This window comes from Roseovarius sp. SK2, from assembly GCF_028807495.1.
Lineage (GTDB): Bacteria > Pseudomonadota > Alphaproteobacteria > Rhodobacterales > Rhodobacteraceae > Roseovarius > Roseovarius confluentis.
The window spans coordinates 364,692-379,482 of sequence record NZ_JARAMK010000003.1 but is presented as its reverse complement, the minus strand read 5'-3'; the positions used below and the strand labels follow the sequence as shown (position 1 = coordinate 379,482).

16 protein-coding genes are annotated in these 14,791 nt (G+C 64.6%); 6 read left to right on the top strand and 10 right to left on the bottom strand.

The genetic code is table 11. The features are described from left to right. Positions 1 to 64: 64 nt before the first annotated feature. From PVV74_RS08820 to PVV74_RS08810, 3 genes are read right to left on the bottom strand one after another with little or no spacing between them, the layout of a single operon-like run. Positions 65 to 1,186, bottom strand: a complete 1,122-nt coding sequence (locus tag PVV74_RS08820) for a CaiB/BaiF CoA transferase family protein (RefSeq protein ID WP_103762853.1) — start codon at positions 1,184 to 1,186, stop codon at positions 65 to 67. Beyond that, positions 1,183 to 1,884, bottom strand: a complete 702-nt coding sequence (locus tag PVV74_RS08815) for a DsbA family protein (RefSeq protein WP_103762852.1) — start codon at positions 1,882 to 1,884, stop codon at positions 1,183 to 1,185. Before PVV74_RS08815 ends, PVV74_RS08820 begins: the two co-directional genes overlap by 4 nt. Before the next feature lie 9 nt (positions 1,885 to 1,893). Further along, complete coding sequence (locus PVV74_RS08810; protein WP_103762851.1) at positions 1,894 to 2,412, bottom strand: DUF721 domain-containing protein; 519 nt, start codon at positions 2,410 to 2,412, stop codon at positions 1,894 to 1,896. A gap of 83 nt (positions 2,413 to 2,495) precedes the next feature. Here PVV74_RS08810 and mutY point away from each other — a divergent pair, with 83 nt between their 5' ends. Then, positions 2,496 to 3,575: an A/G-specific adenine glycosylase gene (gene mutY, locus PVV74_RS08805; RefSeq protein WP_274592920.1), complete on the top strand. Its 1,080-nt coding sequence runs from the start codon at positions 2,496 to 2,498 to the stop codon at positions 3,573 to 3,575. 66 nt (positions 3,576 to 3,641) lie between these two features. Then, positions 3,642 to 4,802: an alkane 1-monooxygenase gene (locus PVV74_RS08800; protein WP_274592919.1), complete on the top strand. Its 1,161-nt coding sequence runs from the start codon at positions 3,642 to 3,644 to the stop codon at positions 4,800 to 4,802. A gap of 115 nt (positions 4,803 to 4,917) precedes the next feature. On the opposite strand, the gene PVV74_RS08795 is transcribed toward PVV74_RS08800, so the two are convergent. Genes PVV74_RS08795 through petA form a run of 3 tightly spaced genes read right to left on the bottom strand, consistent with a single transcriptional unit; the run spans position 4,918 to position 7,658 of the window. Then, complete coding sequence (locus tag PVV74_RS08795; RefSeq protein WP_103762848.1) at positions 4,918 to 5,709, bottom strand: cytochrome c1; 792 nt, start codon at positions 5,707 to 5,709, stop codon at positions 4,918 to 4,920. 17 nt (positions 5,710 to 5,726) lie between these two features. Next, the gene (gene petB, locus PVV74_RS08790) at positions 5,727 to 7,067 is read right to left on the bottom strand and encodes a cytochrome b (RefSeq protein ID WP_103762847.1); all 1,341 of its coding nucleotides are present in this window, start codon (positions 7,065 to 7,067) and stop codon (positions 5,727 to 5,729) included. A gap of 12 nt (positions 7,068 to 7,079) precedes the next feature. Continuing rightward, complete coding sequence (gene petA / locus PVV74_RS08785) at positions 7,080 to 7,658, bottom strand: ubiquinol-cytochrome c reductase iron-sulfur subunit (protein ID WP_103762846.1); 579 nt, start codon at positions 7,656 to 7,658, stop codon at positions 7,080 to 7,082. 227 nt (positions 7,659 to 7,885) lie between these two features. Between petA and PVV74_RS08780 the strand changes: the two genes are divergently transcribed. From PVV74_RS08780 to PVV74_RS08765, 4 genes are all read left to right on the top strand, one after another. Beyond that, positions 7,886 to 8,566 (top strand): outer membrane protein, encoded by a 681-nt coding sequence (locus PVV74_RS08780; RefSeq protein ID WP_274592918.1) that lies wholly within the window; start codon positions 7,886 to 7,888, stop codon positions 8,564 to 8,566. A gap of 39 nt (positions 8,567 to 8,605) precedes the next feature. Beyond that, positions 8,606 to 8,998: a hypothetical protein gene (locus PVV74_RS08775; protein ID WP_103762844.1), complete on the top strand. Its 393-nt coding sequence runs from the start codon at positions 8,606 to 8,608 to the stop codon at positions 8,996 to 8,998. A gap of 44 nt (positions 8,999 to 9,042) precedes the next feature. Continuing rightward, a complete protein-coding gene (locus PVV74_RS08770; RefSeq protein WP_274592917.1) occupies positions 9,043 to 10,449 on the top strand; it encodes a PepSY-associated TM helix domain-containing protein in 1,407 nt (468 codons plus the stop codon). A gap of 103 nt (positions 10,450 to 10,552) precedes the next feature. Beyond that, on the top strand, positions 10,553 to 11,254 hold the full coding sequence (locus PVV74_RS08765; RefSeq protein WP_274592916.1) for a calcium-binding protein: 702 nt from the start codon (positions 10,553 to 10,555) through the stop codon (positions 11,252 to 11,254). 1 nt (position 11,255) lies between these two features. Here the strand turns inward: PVV74_RS08765 and PVV74_RS08760 are convergent, their stop codons facing one another. From PVV74_RS08760 to dapF, 4 genes are all read right to left on the bottom strand, one after another. Then, complete coding sequence (locus PVV74_RS08760; protein WP_274592915.1) at positions 11,256 to 11,858, bottom strand: glutathione S-transferase family protein; 603 nt, start codon at positions 11,856 to 11,858, stop codon at positions 11,256 to 11,258. A gap of 52 nt (positions 11,859 to 11,910) precedes the next feature. Continuing rightward, positions 11,911 to 12,531, bottom strand: coding sequence for an FMN-binding negative transcriptional regulator (locus PVV74_RS08755; RefSeq protein ID WP_274592914.1), 621 nt, complete (start codon positions 12,529 to 12,531; stop codon positions 11,911 to 11,913). Between the two features lie 123 nt (positions 12,532 to 12,654). Then, on the bottom strand, positions 12,655 to 13,923 hold the full coding sequence (gene mtaB, locus PVV74_RS08750) for a tRNA (N(6)-L-threonylcarbamoyladenosine(37)-C(2))-methylthiotransferase MtaB (RefSeq protein ID WP_274592913.1): 1,269 nt from the start codon (positions 13,921 to 13,923) through the stop codon (positions 12,655 to 12,657). After that, a complete protein-coding gene (dapF, locus tag PVV74_RS08745; RefSeq protein ID WP_274592912.1) occupies positions 13,920 to 14,759 on the bottom strand; it encodes a diaminopimelate epimerase in 840 nt (279 codons plus the stop codon). Before dapF ends, mtaB begins: the two co-directional genes overlap by 4 nt. Between the last annotated feature and the right edge of the window lie 32 nt (positions 14,760 to 14,791).

Here is a 14,791-nt window from a genome sequence, read left to right as displayed (position 1 = left end):
GCTTTCACTGTTCCTCAAATACTCAAATCCAAAAAATAAAGCGTGGCGCAGCCACACAATCGGATCACGCCAGATCGTCCTCGCCCAGCTTCGGCGAGGCGCGGCGCAACGACAGGTCCGCATCGGAAAACCGCATCGGGCTTCGTACGCCCGGCACCCCGTCCACCTCCACCCTCAGGCCCCGCGCCACGACCTGCGGATCGGCGAAAACCTCCGCCATGTCGTTGATCGGTCCCACCGGCACGCCCTGCGCCTCGCACCCGGCTTGCAACTCGGCCTTTGTCAGACGCATCGTGTATCCGGTCAAAACCTCGGTCAGCGCATCGCGATGCGCCACCCGGTCGGCGTTGGTGGCATAGTCCGGCGCGGTCTTCACCTCCGCCGCGCCCAGCACGTCGCAGAACCGCCCGAACTGCGCGTCATTGCCCACCGCCACGATCAGGAAGCCGTCCGAACACTCGAACACCTGGTAAGGTGCCAGGTTCGGATGCTGGTTCCCCAGCCTTTGCGGCGGCGTGCCCGTGGCAAGGTAATTCATCGCCTGGTTCGCCGTCACCGCCACCGCAGTATCCAAGAGCGCCATGTCGATATGCTGGCCCTTGCCCGTCGCCTGCCGCTGGTGCAATGCGGCCAGGATGGCGGTGCTGGCATAGACGCCGGTGAAGATATCCGTCACGGCCACGCCCACTTTCACCGGTTGGCCCTCAGGATCGCCGGTCATGCTCATCAGACCCGACATGCCTTGGATAATGTAGTCATATCCGGCCTTGCCCGCATAAGGCCCGTCCTGCCCGAACCCGGTGATCGAGCAGTAAATCAACCCCGGGTTCACGTTCGCAAGGCTCGCATAATCCAGCCCGTACTTGGCCAGCCCGCCGACCTTGAAATTCTCGATCAGGATGTCGGCCTCCGCCACCAACTCACGGACACGGGCCTGACCCGCCTCGGTGCGGAAATCAACGGTAACGCTTTGTTTGCCGCGATTGCAGGAGTGGAAATAGGCGGCCGAGCGGTCGCCGTCCCGCTCTATGAACGGCGGGCCCCACTGGCGCGTATCGTCGCCGGCGGGGCTTTCCACCTTGATCACGTCCGCGCCCAGGTCGGCCAGCACCTGCCCGGCCCACGGGCCGGCCAGGATCCGGGCCAGTTCGACAACCTTCAGCCCGGCCAGCGGCGCGGGCTTCATTCGGCCAGTTGGTCGTCGATCATCGCCTTCAACTCGTCATAGGACATGTTGGAATGCGTCTCGCCGTTGATGACCAGCGTCGGCGTCGAATTCACGTCATCGGCCTCGGCGTTCTCCTGGAACCACGCCACCAGCGTCTTGGCCTTGTCGGCGTCGTTCAGGCAAGCATCCAGTTGCTCATCGTCCAACCCCGCGACCTTGCCGATCTTGCGCAGCCGCTCTGAGATGCCCACCGGGTCCTGCCCGTCGCCGATCCAGTCCTTCTGCTGGTCATAAATCATCTCCGTGATGCCAAAGAACCGCTCTTCGCCGCCGCACCGCGCCACCATCGACGCCCACAGGCCGTAGCGGTCGAAATAGACATCGCGATAGGTGAAATGCACGTCGCCATTGTCGATATATTCGGATTTCAGCTGCTTGAACTGGTTCTCGTGAAAATTCGCACAATGCGGGCAGGTGAAGGACGCGTATTCCACGATCTTCACCGGCGCGCTTTCCTCACCCAGTGTCATTTCCACGATCGAGGAGGTGTCGATCTCTTCGGCCGGCGCGTCCGAGGCCTCCTGCGCATTGGCCGCACCGGGCAGGTCGGTCATGCCACTGCCTTGCGTCGTGTTGCCGGTCTGCCCGCTCAGCCACCAGCCGCCGCCGGCCGCCAGGACAAGGGCCGCGGCCCCGGAAAGAAGCACGTTTTTCATCTTATCACCTTACGATTTCTGCGTGTTGCTTTTCGATAGTACGTTCCGGCCCAGCGTTTCCAGCGCATCGCGCAGGCCGTCGTCGCCCACCGGCTGCGCCAGCTTGGCGGCCGCGGCCACTGTCATTTCGCTGGGCGCGGGCTTGGCTGCCGGCTTGGGCCGGTGCTCGAAGCTCGCCTGCCCCTCGGCAAAGCCGGTGGGCGCGGTCTGCGTGATCTGCACCCGCGCGATGGCGTTGTAACCATAGGCGGTGTTGACCCGTTCGCGCAGTTTTTCCTTCTGCATCTCCAGCATCGGCGCCTGTGCGCCCGTCGTCAGCACGACCAGCGTCGCGCCAAACCCCTGCCGTGCATAGCTCACCTTGACCGGGCGGCAGATCGCGGCGATCTCTTCTCCCGCGATCTCTGGCCAGTGGGTCACCACGCGCGACACCGCAAAGCCCCGGCTTTCCGACGCTTTCCGGATCTGCGCCCCCAACAGGGCACCGCTGCGCTTGAAGCCTTTCGTCGTGCCCCGATGTGCGGGCATGGCTGACCTCCCGTTTCCTCGCCCTAATGTAGGGGGTATGAGAGTGAACAACAAACGCAAAGCTGGCAAAGGCGGGATAACAGATGCGTGACAGCGAGATGAGCGCAGAGCTGCTGGACTGGTACGACCGCCACGCCCGCCAGATGCCATGGCGCGTGCCCCCCGAGGCCAAAAAGGCGGGCGTGCGCCCCGATCCCTATGCCGTCTGGCTGTCGGAGGTGATGCTGCAACAAACCACCGTCGCCGCCGTAAAAAGCTATTTCGAACGCTTCACCGCGCTCTGGCCCACCGTGACCGACCTCGCCGCCGCCGAGGACGCGCAGGTCATGGGCGAATGGGCCGGCCTTGGCTATTACGCGCGCGCCCGCAACCTGCTGAAATGCGCCCGCGTCGTCGCCTCGGACCATGACGGTCAGTTCCCCGGCACCGCCGCCGAATTGCAGAAGCTGCCCGGCATCGGCCCCTATACCGCCGCCGCCATCTCCGCTATCGCCTTCGATCAGCCGTCGGTGGTGGTCGATGGCAATGTCGAGCGGGTCATGGCCCGCCTGCATGACATCCACACGCCCCTGCCCACCGCCAAGCCCCAACTGACAGAGGCCGCGGCGACCCTCACGCCGCACACCCGCCCCGGCGACTATGCCCAGGCGGTGATGGACCTCGGCGCCACCATCTGCACGCCCCGCTCGCCCGCCTGCGGCATCTGCCCGTGGCGCACGCCCTGTATCGCCCGCACGAACGGCACGCAGGCCGAATTGCCGAAGAAGGCCCCGAAAAAGGCCAAGCCCACCCGGTTTGGCATCGCCTATGTCGCCCGCCGCGCCGATGGTGCCTGGCTGCTGGAACGCCGCCCCGACAGCGGCCTGCTGGGCGGAATGCTCGGCTGGCCCGGCAGCGACTGGTCCGACGCGCCCACCCCCGCCCCGCCGCTCGACGCTGACTGGCAAATGCTCGACGCCGAGGCCCGCCACACCTTCACCCATTTTCACCTGCGCCTGAAGATCGCCTATGCCTGCCTTGGCCCGGACGCGGACACTCCATCCGACTCCACCTGTTTTGTCCCCGCCCACACCTTCAAACCGACGGAGTTCCCCACCGTCATGCGCAAGGTTTTTGACTTGGCCCGCGAAGCCTTGCAAGACTGCACCTCGAACACGTCCTGAGGCGATTTGCGCAATCGCCCCGCCCCCGCGCATCGCACTATAATCGCGGGCAAAAAGGTGAAGGCCATGCAGACCACCACGCCCAAGTATCTCGGCCCCGACAAGGTTGCGCGCCTGCAACGCGCGCTGCCCTTCTGGGCGGCCTTCTCGCTTGTCCCGCTGGCGATCCTCAGCGCCACGCAGGGCGGTTGGACGGTGATCCTCCTGCCGCTCTTCACCTGGTATTTCTTCGCCGCGCTCGACGCAGTGCTGGGGCTGGAGCTGGACAATCTCGACCCCGAAACGCGCGAGCGGCATATCCGCATGTACACCGCCGTCACCGTGCTTTGGCCGCCGGTGCAGTTCGCCTTGCTTTTCTGGCTGATCTGGTACGCCACCGGCCCCGGCGACGCGCACCTGAACGCTTTGGAGACCATCCTGCTCTTCTTCGGCATGGGCGTGATTTCCGGCACCGTCGGCATCAACTTCTCGCACGAACTCATGCACCAAAAGGACAAAGGCGAGCGTTTCCTGGGCGACGCACTCCTGTCGATGGTGCTCTACTCCCACTTCCGGTCCGAGCACCTTCAGGTCCATCACCGCCATGTCGGCACCCCGCGCGACCCCGTTACGGCCCGCTACAACGAGGGATTCCACCGCTTCTTCCCCCGCGTCCTGCGCGAAAGCCTGGTGTCCTCGTGGGAGGCCGAAAAGGCCATGCTGGCCCGCAAGGACAAGCCATGGTGGGACCTCAAGAACCCGTTCTGGAAATACTGGGCGCTGCAAGGCTTTATGCTGCTTCTCGCCGCGCTGATCGGCGGCTGGATCGGCCTCGCGCTTTTCCTCTGGCAGGCCTTTATCGCCATCTGGCAGTTGGAACTGGTCAATTACGTCGAGCACTACGGCCTCACCCGAAAGCATCTCGGCGACGGTAAATATGAACACGTCAAACCCCAGCACAGCTGGAATGCCGCGCAGAAGGCATCGAACTGGCTGCTGATCAACCTGCAACGCCATTCCGACCACCACTACAAGCCCAACCGCCGCTTTCCGCTGTTGCAGAACTACTCCGAGGACGAGGCTCCGCAACTACCCTACGGCTACCCGGTGATGACCGTGGCCGCGATGATCCCGCCGCTCTGGCGCCGGGTGATGAACCCCCGCGTGCGGCGCTGGCGCGAGAAATACTACCCCGAGATCACCGATTGGAAGCCTTACAACAAGGCGCTGAATCCGCTCCCGCGTTAGTCGTTGAGCCTGCGCGGAATCGAGGCGCAGCAAGCTGAGCCGCCGCGCATCGCCCAAGCAAAAGCCCCCGCTGCATGGCAACGGGGGCTCTGAAATCTCGGCGAAGGCTGAACCCTCAGCTTTCGTATTTCTTCTTGATCGGCTTCCAGATCCGCTTGTTCGTCAGGTACAGCAGCACCGACAGAAGCGTCAGGAAGATCACACCGGTCAGGCCCGCCTGCTTGCGGTCCATCATCTTGGGTTCCGCCGTCCACATCAGGAAGGCCGATACATCCTTGGCGATGGCGCTCAGGTCATTGGCGTGACCATCGGCATATTCCACGTCTTCACCGTAAAGCGGCGGCGCCATGGCGATCCAGCCGCCGGGGAACGCCTCGTTCTCATAGAACGTTGTGCCGGCCTCTTCCTTGGTCTCGCCGGTATAGCTGGTCAGAAGTGAATAGATATACTCCGGACCACCCATGCCTTTGACAAGTTGGTTGATCCCGGTGCCGGCCGGCCCGTGGAACCCGGCGCGGGCCTTGGCCATCAGGCTCAGGTCCGGCGCGTTTTCCAGGTTGGAACCCGGGAAGTGATCGACAGGGCGTGCCGCACGGAAGTCGTCCAGTTCCTCGTCGAAGACCTCGAAGTTCTGCTCGGCATAGGCCCGCACCTCGGCGTCCGAGAAATGCGGCCCACCCTCGTCGCTCAGCGTGCGCAGCGGCACGTATTGCAGGCCGTGGCAGGAAGAACAGATCTCGGTATAGACCTGCAGCCCCCGCTGAAGCTGGTACTGATCGAAGCTGCCGAACGGCCCCTCGAAGGAAAAGTCCACGTCCTTGGTGTGGCCTTCTTCACCGGCGGCGAGCGCGCCGCCGGTCGAAAGGGCCAGGGCCGTGACTGCGCTGATCGCGAATGTCTTCATCATTTGCCTGATCCTTTCTCTTACTCGGCCGGGCTGGCTACGGTGGCCGTGCCGCCGCTTGCCGCCTTGTGTGCCTCGAAATCCGCTTCGATGGTCTCGGGCTGCGGCAACGGTTTCTCGATCACGCCCAACAGTGGCAGGATCACCAGGAAGTAGGCGAACCAGTAGGCCGACGCGATCAGCGAGTAGGTCGCATAGGGCTCTTCCGCCGGACGCGCCCCCAGCCACATCAGCACGACGAAGTCGATCGCCAGCAGCCAGAACCACCATTTGAACATCGGACGATACCGGCCCGACCGCACCATCGAGGTGTCCAGCCAAGGGGCCAGCGCCATCACGGCAATCGCGCCGAACATGGCCAGCACGCCGAAGAACTTGGCGTCGATGATGCCGCCGGTGATGAACGACGCGAACTGCACCACCCACACTTCCGACGTGAACGCCCGCAGGATCGCGTAGAACGGCAGGAAATACCATTCGGGCACGATATGCGCCGGCGTCGCCAGGGCGTTCGCCTCGATATAGTTGTCGGGGTGGCCAAGGTAGTTCGGCATGAAGCCCACGATCGCAAAGAACACCGCCAGGATCACGGCCAGCGCGAACAGGTCCTTGATCACGAAGTAGGGCCAGAACGAAACGGTGTCCTTCTCGGCTTCGGCCTTCGAGGTGCGGCGCACTTCGACACCGGTGGGGTTGTTGTTGCCCGTGGTGTGGAACGCCCAGATGTGCACCGCAACCAGCGCGGCAATCACGAAGGGCAGAAGGTAGTGCAGGCTGAAGAACCGGTTCAGCGTGGCGTTGTCCACCGCCGGCCCGCCCAGCAGCCAGGTCTGGATCGGCTCACCGATCAGCGGGATTGCCCCGAAGAGCCCGGTGATCACCGTGGCGCCCCAGAAAGACATCTGACCCCAAGGCAGCACGTAGCCCATGAAGGCCGTGCCCATCATCAACAGGTAGATCAGCATGCCCACGATCCACGTGATCTCGCGCGGCGCCTTGTAGGAGCCGTAATAGAGACCGCGGAAAATATGCAGGTAGACCGCAAAGAAGAACAGCGAGGCGCCGTTCATGTGCAGGTACCGAAGCATGTGTCCGCCGTTGACGTTGCGCATGATATGCTCGATCGACGCGAACGCTTCGTCAACATGTGGCGTGTAATGCATCGCCAGGACGATCCCGGTGACGATCTGCAACGCCAGGCAGAAGGTCAGCACGATCCCCCAGATCCACATCCAGTTCAGGTTCTTGGGCGTGGGGATCATGATCGTGTCATACAGAAGACCGACGATGGGAAGGCGGCGATTCAGCCACTTCTCGCCACCGGTTTTCGGCTCGTAATGGTCGTGAGGAATTCCAGCCATGAGTGTTATTCCTTATCCCAGCTTAACGGTCGTTTCGTCGACGAATTCGGCAACCGGCACCGGCAGGTTCTCCGGCGCGGGGCCTTTGCGGATTCGGCCGGCCGTGTCGTAGTGCGACCCGTGGCAGGGGCAGAACCAGCCGCCCACACCACTGTCCAGCACGTAGTCGCCGGCATTGCTCAGCGGCACACAGCCAAGGTGCGTGCAGACGCCGATCTGAACCAGCCATTCGCCGGTCTCGTCCAGCGCGCGGTTCTCGTCGGTTGCCGCGGCCTCGCCCTGCAGGTTCTCGTTGCGCGCCACCTGGTCAGGCAGGCTCGAGACATCCACGCTGCGCGCGGCCTCGATCTCGGCCTCGGTGCGGCGGCGGATGAAGACCGGCTTGCCCAGCCATTTCACCGTCAGTTGCGAGCCCTGGTCGACACCGGATACATCCACACGGATCGAACTGAGCGCCTGGACGTCTGCAGAGGGGTTCATCTGGTTGACAAGCGGCCAAACCGCTGCCCCGACCGCCACGGCACCCGCGCCTGCGGTTGCGTAGTAGATGAAATCTCTGCGTGTACCTTCGTGGTCTTCTGCGTGGGACACGAGCCAATCTCCAATCTGTCTGAGCCTTCTAGGCAAATCCCCGTATGCGGCAGACGGACGACTCCGCTCAAACCGCGATTATGCGCGTATTTATCCAAGCTTGCCTGAGGCGTCCAGTGCACAATGCCAATCATTTGAAGAGGGTGCTCATCTGTCGCGCTTGTGAGGGTCTGCCCATGGGTGTAAGGACGGTTGCAACCCGCCCTTCTGTTTCAAAGGCCCGTATCATGCTGAATTCCGCTCGTGTTTCCCTGTTCGCCCTCGTCGCCATGGCCAGCCCCGCCGCCGCCGAGATCGAGCTCAGCTTCTATCTTGGTGCGCAAGGCGTGACCGAAAGCTCCGCCAGTGGTGTCCTGCCCAACGGTGGCGCTGCGTTCAACCGCAATATCGGCTGGGAAGGCAAGCCTTTCGATGCGCCCATCTACTACGGTGGCCGCGTCATGTACTGGACCGACACCAACTGGGGCTTCGGGCTTGAGGGCACACACACCAAGGCCTACATGCCCGCCGGTGACGCCGCCGCCGTGGGCCTCAGCCGGTTCGAGCTGTCGGACGGCCACAACATCTTTACCGCCAACGTGATGAAACGCTGGCCGGGCGCGTTCAACCAGGGCCGCTTCACGCCCTATGTCGGCGGCGGCCTCGGTGTGGCCGTTCCGCATGTGGACGCGCTGGCCGTTGGCGCGACCAACCGGACCTACGACTACGAAAACACCGGCACCGCCGTGCGCGGCATCGCCGGCATCAAGTACGACTTCACTGAAAGCTGGGCGCTCTTCGGCGAATACCAGATGACGTATTCCGAGAACGACATCACCATCGACGGCGACCCCGGACAGCCCGATGGCCGCCTCAGCACCGACCTGCTGACCCACGCGGTCAATTTTGGCATCAGCTACAGCTTCTGAGGTCTGGCGCGCTCCCTTGGCGCGCGCTATTGACCTTGCATGACCACGAAACGCCCTCCCCGCTCCGGCGCGACCCGCAGCATCGGCCTGATGCTGCTCTGGGCGTTTCTGTCCGTCTTCACCGCCTTTTCGTCCTTCGCGCCGGGCACCATGCCCCAGTTCCAGCCCGGCGGCATCACCGTCGTGCTGTGTACCGGCGACGCCCAGCGCAGCATCACGGTCGATGAAACCGGCACCCCGGTCGAGGCGCAGGACGTGCCCTGTCCCTGGGTCACACATGCCAAAGCCGCCGATCCGGTCATCGCCCCGATCGTCGCAGCGCGCACAATCCGCGCCACCCATCGCGACGCGGTTCGCATCCACGCGGCAGCCCCGCTTCCGCGCCCCGGCTTCCCTCCGGCGCAACCCCGCGCACCGCCTGCATACCTTTGATCTGACTGCACTTACCCAACGGCTTCATTTCAAAGGAGAACCTCATGGTTTCCGACCCTACCCCCATGGGCGCGGCCCAGACCGCTGCGCATGATCCGCAGAAACTCTACCGCGCCGCGTGGCGCTGGCACTTCTACGCCGGGCTCTACGTCATCCCCTTCTTCGCCCTTCTGGCCATCACCGGCCTGATGATGCTCTGGATCGCGCATCTTGATGGCCGCGACGGCGAACGCATCCCCGTTACCGCGTTGAAGGCGCCCACCGCCGTCTCGGACCAGGCCAAGGCGGCGCTGGCCGCCATTCCCGGCGGCGAATTGCGCGCCTACATCGCGCCCCGCACCGATGATGTCGCCGCCGTCTTCCGCGTCGACGATGCCTCGGGGCCTCAGCTGGTCGCTATCGACCCCTATACCGCCGAGGTCATCCAAAGCTGGCCGCGCCGCAGCGGCTGGTACGACTTTGCCGACAGCCTGCACAGCGACATCAGGCTTGGCGTCACCGGCGACCGGATGCTGGAAATCGCCGCCTCCATCGGCATGGTCCTGATCGCCACCGGCCTTTACATGTGGTGGCCTCGTGGCGGCGGCACCTGGCGCGAGGCACTGCTTCCCCGTCTGGGCCGGGGCCGCGCCGGCTGGCGTGCCCTGCACGGCGCAGCGGGGTTCTGGATCTCGATCATCCTCACCTTCTTCCTGCTCTCGGGCCTGTCATGGACGGGAATCTGGGGCGCCAAGATGGTCCAGGCCTGGAGCCAGTTCCCGACCGAGAAATGGGACAGTGCCCCCCTTTCTGACGCCACCCATGCCAGCCTCAACGCCGGCCGCGCCGACGTGCCCTGGGTGCTGGAACAGACGCCTCTGCCCGCGTCGGGCAGCATGGCCGGCACCGACGGCCTCGCCCAAGGCACCCCGGTCAATATCGACAGCATGGATGCGCTCGCGCGCCGGATCGGCTTTGACGGACGCTACCAGATGAACCTGCCTACGGGCGACACCGGCGTCTACACCTTCGGGCGGGACTCGATGAACACCGACGACGTGAACCCCACGACCGACCGCACCACCCACGTGGATCGCTACACCGGCCGCATTCTCGCCGATATCCGCTACGAGGATTACTCGCTGGCGGGCAAGGCCATGGCCGTCGGCATCGCGCTGCACATGGGCACGCTGGGATTGTGGAGCGTTCTGGCCAACACCGCCTTCTGCCTGACCGTGCTGATGCTCTGCGTCACGGCGGTGGTGATGTGGTGGAAACGCCGCCCGTCAGGCAGCGCCCGCCTTGCCCCGCCGCCGATGCCGTCCAACATGCCGCTCTGGTCCGGCGCGGTGCTGGTGGGGCTGCTGGTGTCGCTGGCCTTCCCGCTGGCGGGCCTGACCCTGATCGCGGTCATCGCGCTTGACGTGCTGGTAATCTCCCGCATCCCGCCGCTGCGGCGCCTGCTGACCTGAGCCACATGAAAGGGCCCGGGGGTCTCCACCCCGGGCCGCTTTCTTTGAACGCTTCGGCTCCGCGACCCGACACAGGGTCATATTCAACGCGGAGGACCACACAATGAAACGCGACAGCTTCCAGTTCATCGACAGTGCCAGCGACGACTTAACCGGCACGAAGTCCCCCAATGACGGCATTTTCAGCTTGGGCGACCGCCCCGGCCTGCCCGGCGATTTCACCGATGGTGAAGACAGCCACGATGGCGCGCCCGGCGGCCGTGTCCTGCCCGGCGAGGTGCACGGCACGAAAGACGACGACCATATCTTTGACACCAACACGGCAGATGGCGCGCGATACTACGGCTTCGCCGGCGACGACACGATCGAAACCGGCGCGGGGAACGACAGCGTGTTCGGCGGGCTGGGCAACGACGTAATCATCGCCAATGGCGGCGATGACGTGGTCGTGGGCGGCGCGGGCGACGACAATCTCTATGGCGAGGCCGGCAACGACAGCATCCACACCGGCGACGGCGTCGATATCGTGTTCGGCGGCACGGGCGACGATTTCATCTACCTGACAGACGATGGCGATGTGGACACGGTCTATTTCATCCAGGGCAACGGCAACGACGTGATCGACAATTTCGAGACCGGCATCGACCAGGTCGGGATCGGCGGCTTCGGCTTCACCTCCTTCGCCGACATCGAAGGCCTTATCACCTATTCCGGCGATCAGGCGCTGATCGACCTCGGCGGCGGTGACTCGATCATTTTCACCGGGGTCGAAGCGCCGCTTGCCGCCGACGACTTCATCTTCTGACTCAGTCGGGTGCGCTGGCTTTCATGCTGTCGCGCTCGGCAATTGCCTTGAACCAGTCGGCCAGCGCGTCATTCCCTTTGCGCCAGCCGCTGTCATCCAGCCGGAAATCGAGATAGCCCAGCGCACAGCCCACCGCGATCTGGCCGGCGTCCAGCGGCCCGCGCAGATGGCTCATCCACCGCGCATTGATCGCCGCCACGCTGCGCGCGACCTTCTCCCACTGCGCCTCGATCCACGGTTCATACACCATGTCTTCGGGCCGCACCCGCCGCTCGTAGACCATCGCCAGCGCCGCATCCAGAATGCCGTCCGCCGTCGCCTCCAGTGTCAGCGTCTCCCATATCCGCCCCTCGGGATAGAGCTTCGTGCCCGCCCGCGCATCCAGGTAGCGACAGATCACCCGGCTGTCATAGAGCGTCGGCCCCTCGTCCCGGATCAGCGCCGGGATCTTGCCCACCGGGTTCGCCGCCGCCACCGTCGCATCGGTCGCCACCGGCGTTGTCTTAACCTCGACAATCTCGACCTGGTCGATCAGCCCGGTCTCGATCAGGGTCACCTTCACCTTGCGCCCATAGGGGGACGGCTTGGCAGTGATCAGTTGCATCATTCATGTCCTTCCGATTCTTCCCAAAGCTACGCCCTCGATGGTCAGTGGTCTAGCTGCCCGCATCGCGCATCAGCGCCGCCAAGGCTCCGGTCTCAACGCCCATGCCCGATGCGTCCACCGCCTCGGCGGCCCGCAGGCGCACGTCATCCGACTTGTTCTGATTCAGCTTCCATGTGCCGTGGATCTCGTCCACCCGCATCCGGCAGGGCACGATCTGCCGCATCATCCGGTCCAGCACGTCCGGCGTCATCTTTTCCATTGTCCAAGGAGCTTTCGGCAAGAGCTGATCCTCGAACTGCGCCGACTGCCGGTCCAGCAAATCGTGCATCTCGTCCTGCGGCCGCAACTCCATGTCACCCACCAGATGCACCGCCACGTAATTCCACGTCGGCACCTGGTCCTCCGCCCCGTACCAGTCCGGCGACACGTAAGAGTAAGGCCCCACCACAGCCAGCCGTGCATGCAAGGGCGCGGAGAGCGCCCGCGCAATCGGGTTCGACCGCACAAGGTGAAACTCCGCCACCGCCCCATCCTCGGACAAAAGGAACGGGACGTGGCTCATCAGCGGCGCCCCCTCCGCCGCGACCGCCAGCACGCCAAAGCCTTGCGCCCGCGCGAACGCGACATTCCGCGCCTCCGGGGTCTGGCGAAAGATCGGGTTGGGATGCATGGCGGGTCTCCTTTGCGCTCACCATGTCGCAACGACCTCCGTCACGGCCAGCAAAGAATTGTCCCTGTCACAATCAAAGCGCTGCGATGGCTCGCGGAAAAGACCCCGCACGCACCACGCCCGCTAGCACAAGGCCGTGTCCGCCGTCAGCCGCGCCGCGTCATGCCCGGTCACGCGGGCCGACACGATCTGCCCTTCAGGCTGATCACTGCCAAACGTCACCTCGGTAAACTGCTCGGTCCGGCCCATCCGGGCATTCTCCAGCAACACCTGATGCACCCGTCCCTGCTGTTCGTCCAGATGCCGCGCCACGCGCGCCTCACCCGCCGACCGCAGCCACGCCGCCCGCTCCTTGATGGCCCGCCCGTCCACTTGTGGCATCCGTGCCGCCGGGGTGCCCGGGCGCGGGCTATAGGGGAAGACATGCAGCCAGGTCAGCCCACACTCCTCGACCAGCCGCAGCGAATTCTCGAACGCCGCCTCGGTCTCCGTCGGAAACCCGGCGATAATATCAGCGCCAAAGGTCATATCGGGGCGCAGCTTGCGCGCCTCCTCGGAAAACCGGATCGCGTCATCCCGCAAATGCCGCCGCTTCATCCGTTTCAGGATCAGGTCGTCTCCGTGCTGCAAACTCAGATGCAGATGCGGCATCAGCCGCGCTTCGGTTGCAATCGCCTGCATCAGGTTCTCGTCCACCTCGATCGAATCGATCGACGAAATCCGCAACCGCGGCAGGTCCGGCACCAGCTTCAGGATCCGCATCACCAGATCGCCCAGCTTGGGTTCCGCCGGCAGATCCGCGCCCCAGCTTGTCAGGTCCACGCCGGTCAGCACCACCTCGTTATAGCCCCGGTCGACCAGCCGCTTGATCTGGTCCACCACCACGCCCGCCGGCACGCTGCGCGAGTTGCCGCGACCGTAAGGGATAATGCAGAAGGTGCAGCGATGGTCACAGCCGTTCTGCACCTGCACATAGGCCCGGCTCCGCGTGCCGAACCCGTCGATCAGGTGCCCCGCCGTTTCGGTAACGCTCATGATGTCGTCGACCTGAACCGCCTCGGTCTCGCCGATGAAGTCCGCCGCCAACCCGGCCCAGGTGTCGCGCACCATCTTCTCGGTGTTGCCGATCACGGCGTCCACCTCGTCCATCGCGGAAAACGTCTCGGGCTCTGTCTGCGCCGCACAGCCCGTCACGATCAGCCGCGCCTCGGGGTTCTCGCGCCGCAGCTTGCGAATCTCCTGCCGCGCCTTGCGCACCGCCTCGGCGGTCACCGCGCAGGTGTTGACCACCACGGCATTCTCCAGACCCACCTCGCCGGCAAGCTCTTTCATGGCTTCCGTCTCATAGGCGTTCAGCCGACAGCCCAGCGTTGTGAAAACCGGCGCGCTCATGACGCGGCCCTAAGGAAATCGGGCGTCAGCACCCCGTCACAGACATGCACGGTCGGCCCGGTCATCCAGACGCCATCCTCGCGCCACTCGACCCGAAGCGTTCCGCCATCAAGGTCGATCCGCACATCGCGCCCTGTCAGCCCCCGCCGCGCCGCCGCCACCGCGACAGCACAGGAGGAAGACCCCGAGGCCAGCGTCAGGCCCACGCCCCGCTCCCACACCCGCATCCGCATGTGATCGGGGCCGATCACGCTGGCCACCTGCACGTTGGTCCGCTCGGGAAACAGCGGATGATGCTCGTACCGCCGCCCGAAACTATCCAGCGGAATCGCCTCGGCATCCTCGACGAAGAAGGTACAGTGCGGATTGCCCATGCCGGTGGCCACCGGCCCGCCCTCGATGGGCAGCTCCAACGTGTCCATCTCCTCGGCCAGCGGCACCCCGTCCCACTCCAGCAAGGGCGCCCCCATGTTGACCGAGGTCAGACCGTCGCCTGCATCCACCGCGTAAAGGTCCCCCCTTGCCGTGGTCAGGTGCAGCCTGTCACGGCCCGTCTCATCCAGCAGAAACCGCGCAATACATCGCGTCGCGTTCCCGCAGGCCCCGGCCTGCGTGCCGTCACTGTTCCAGAATTCCAGGTGCGCATCGACGTCATCCGCGCCCTGACGGATCACCGCCAACTGATCGAATCCGATCCCGCGGTGCCGGTCTCCGACCGCCTGCGCCAGTGCCGGCGTGACCTCCACCACTCGCGCACGCGCGTCCACCACGACAAAGTCGTTTCCCAGCCCATGCATCTTCATGAAGGGCAACCCGGTATCCTGCGCATCGCTCATGGCCGCGCATATAAAGCGCCCGTCGCGACGAA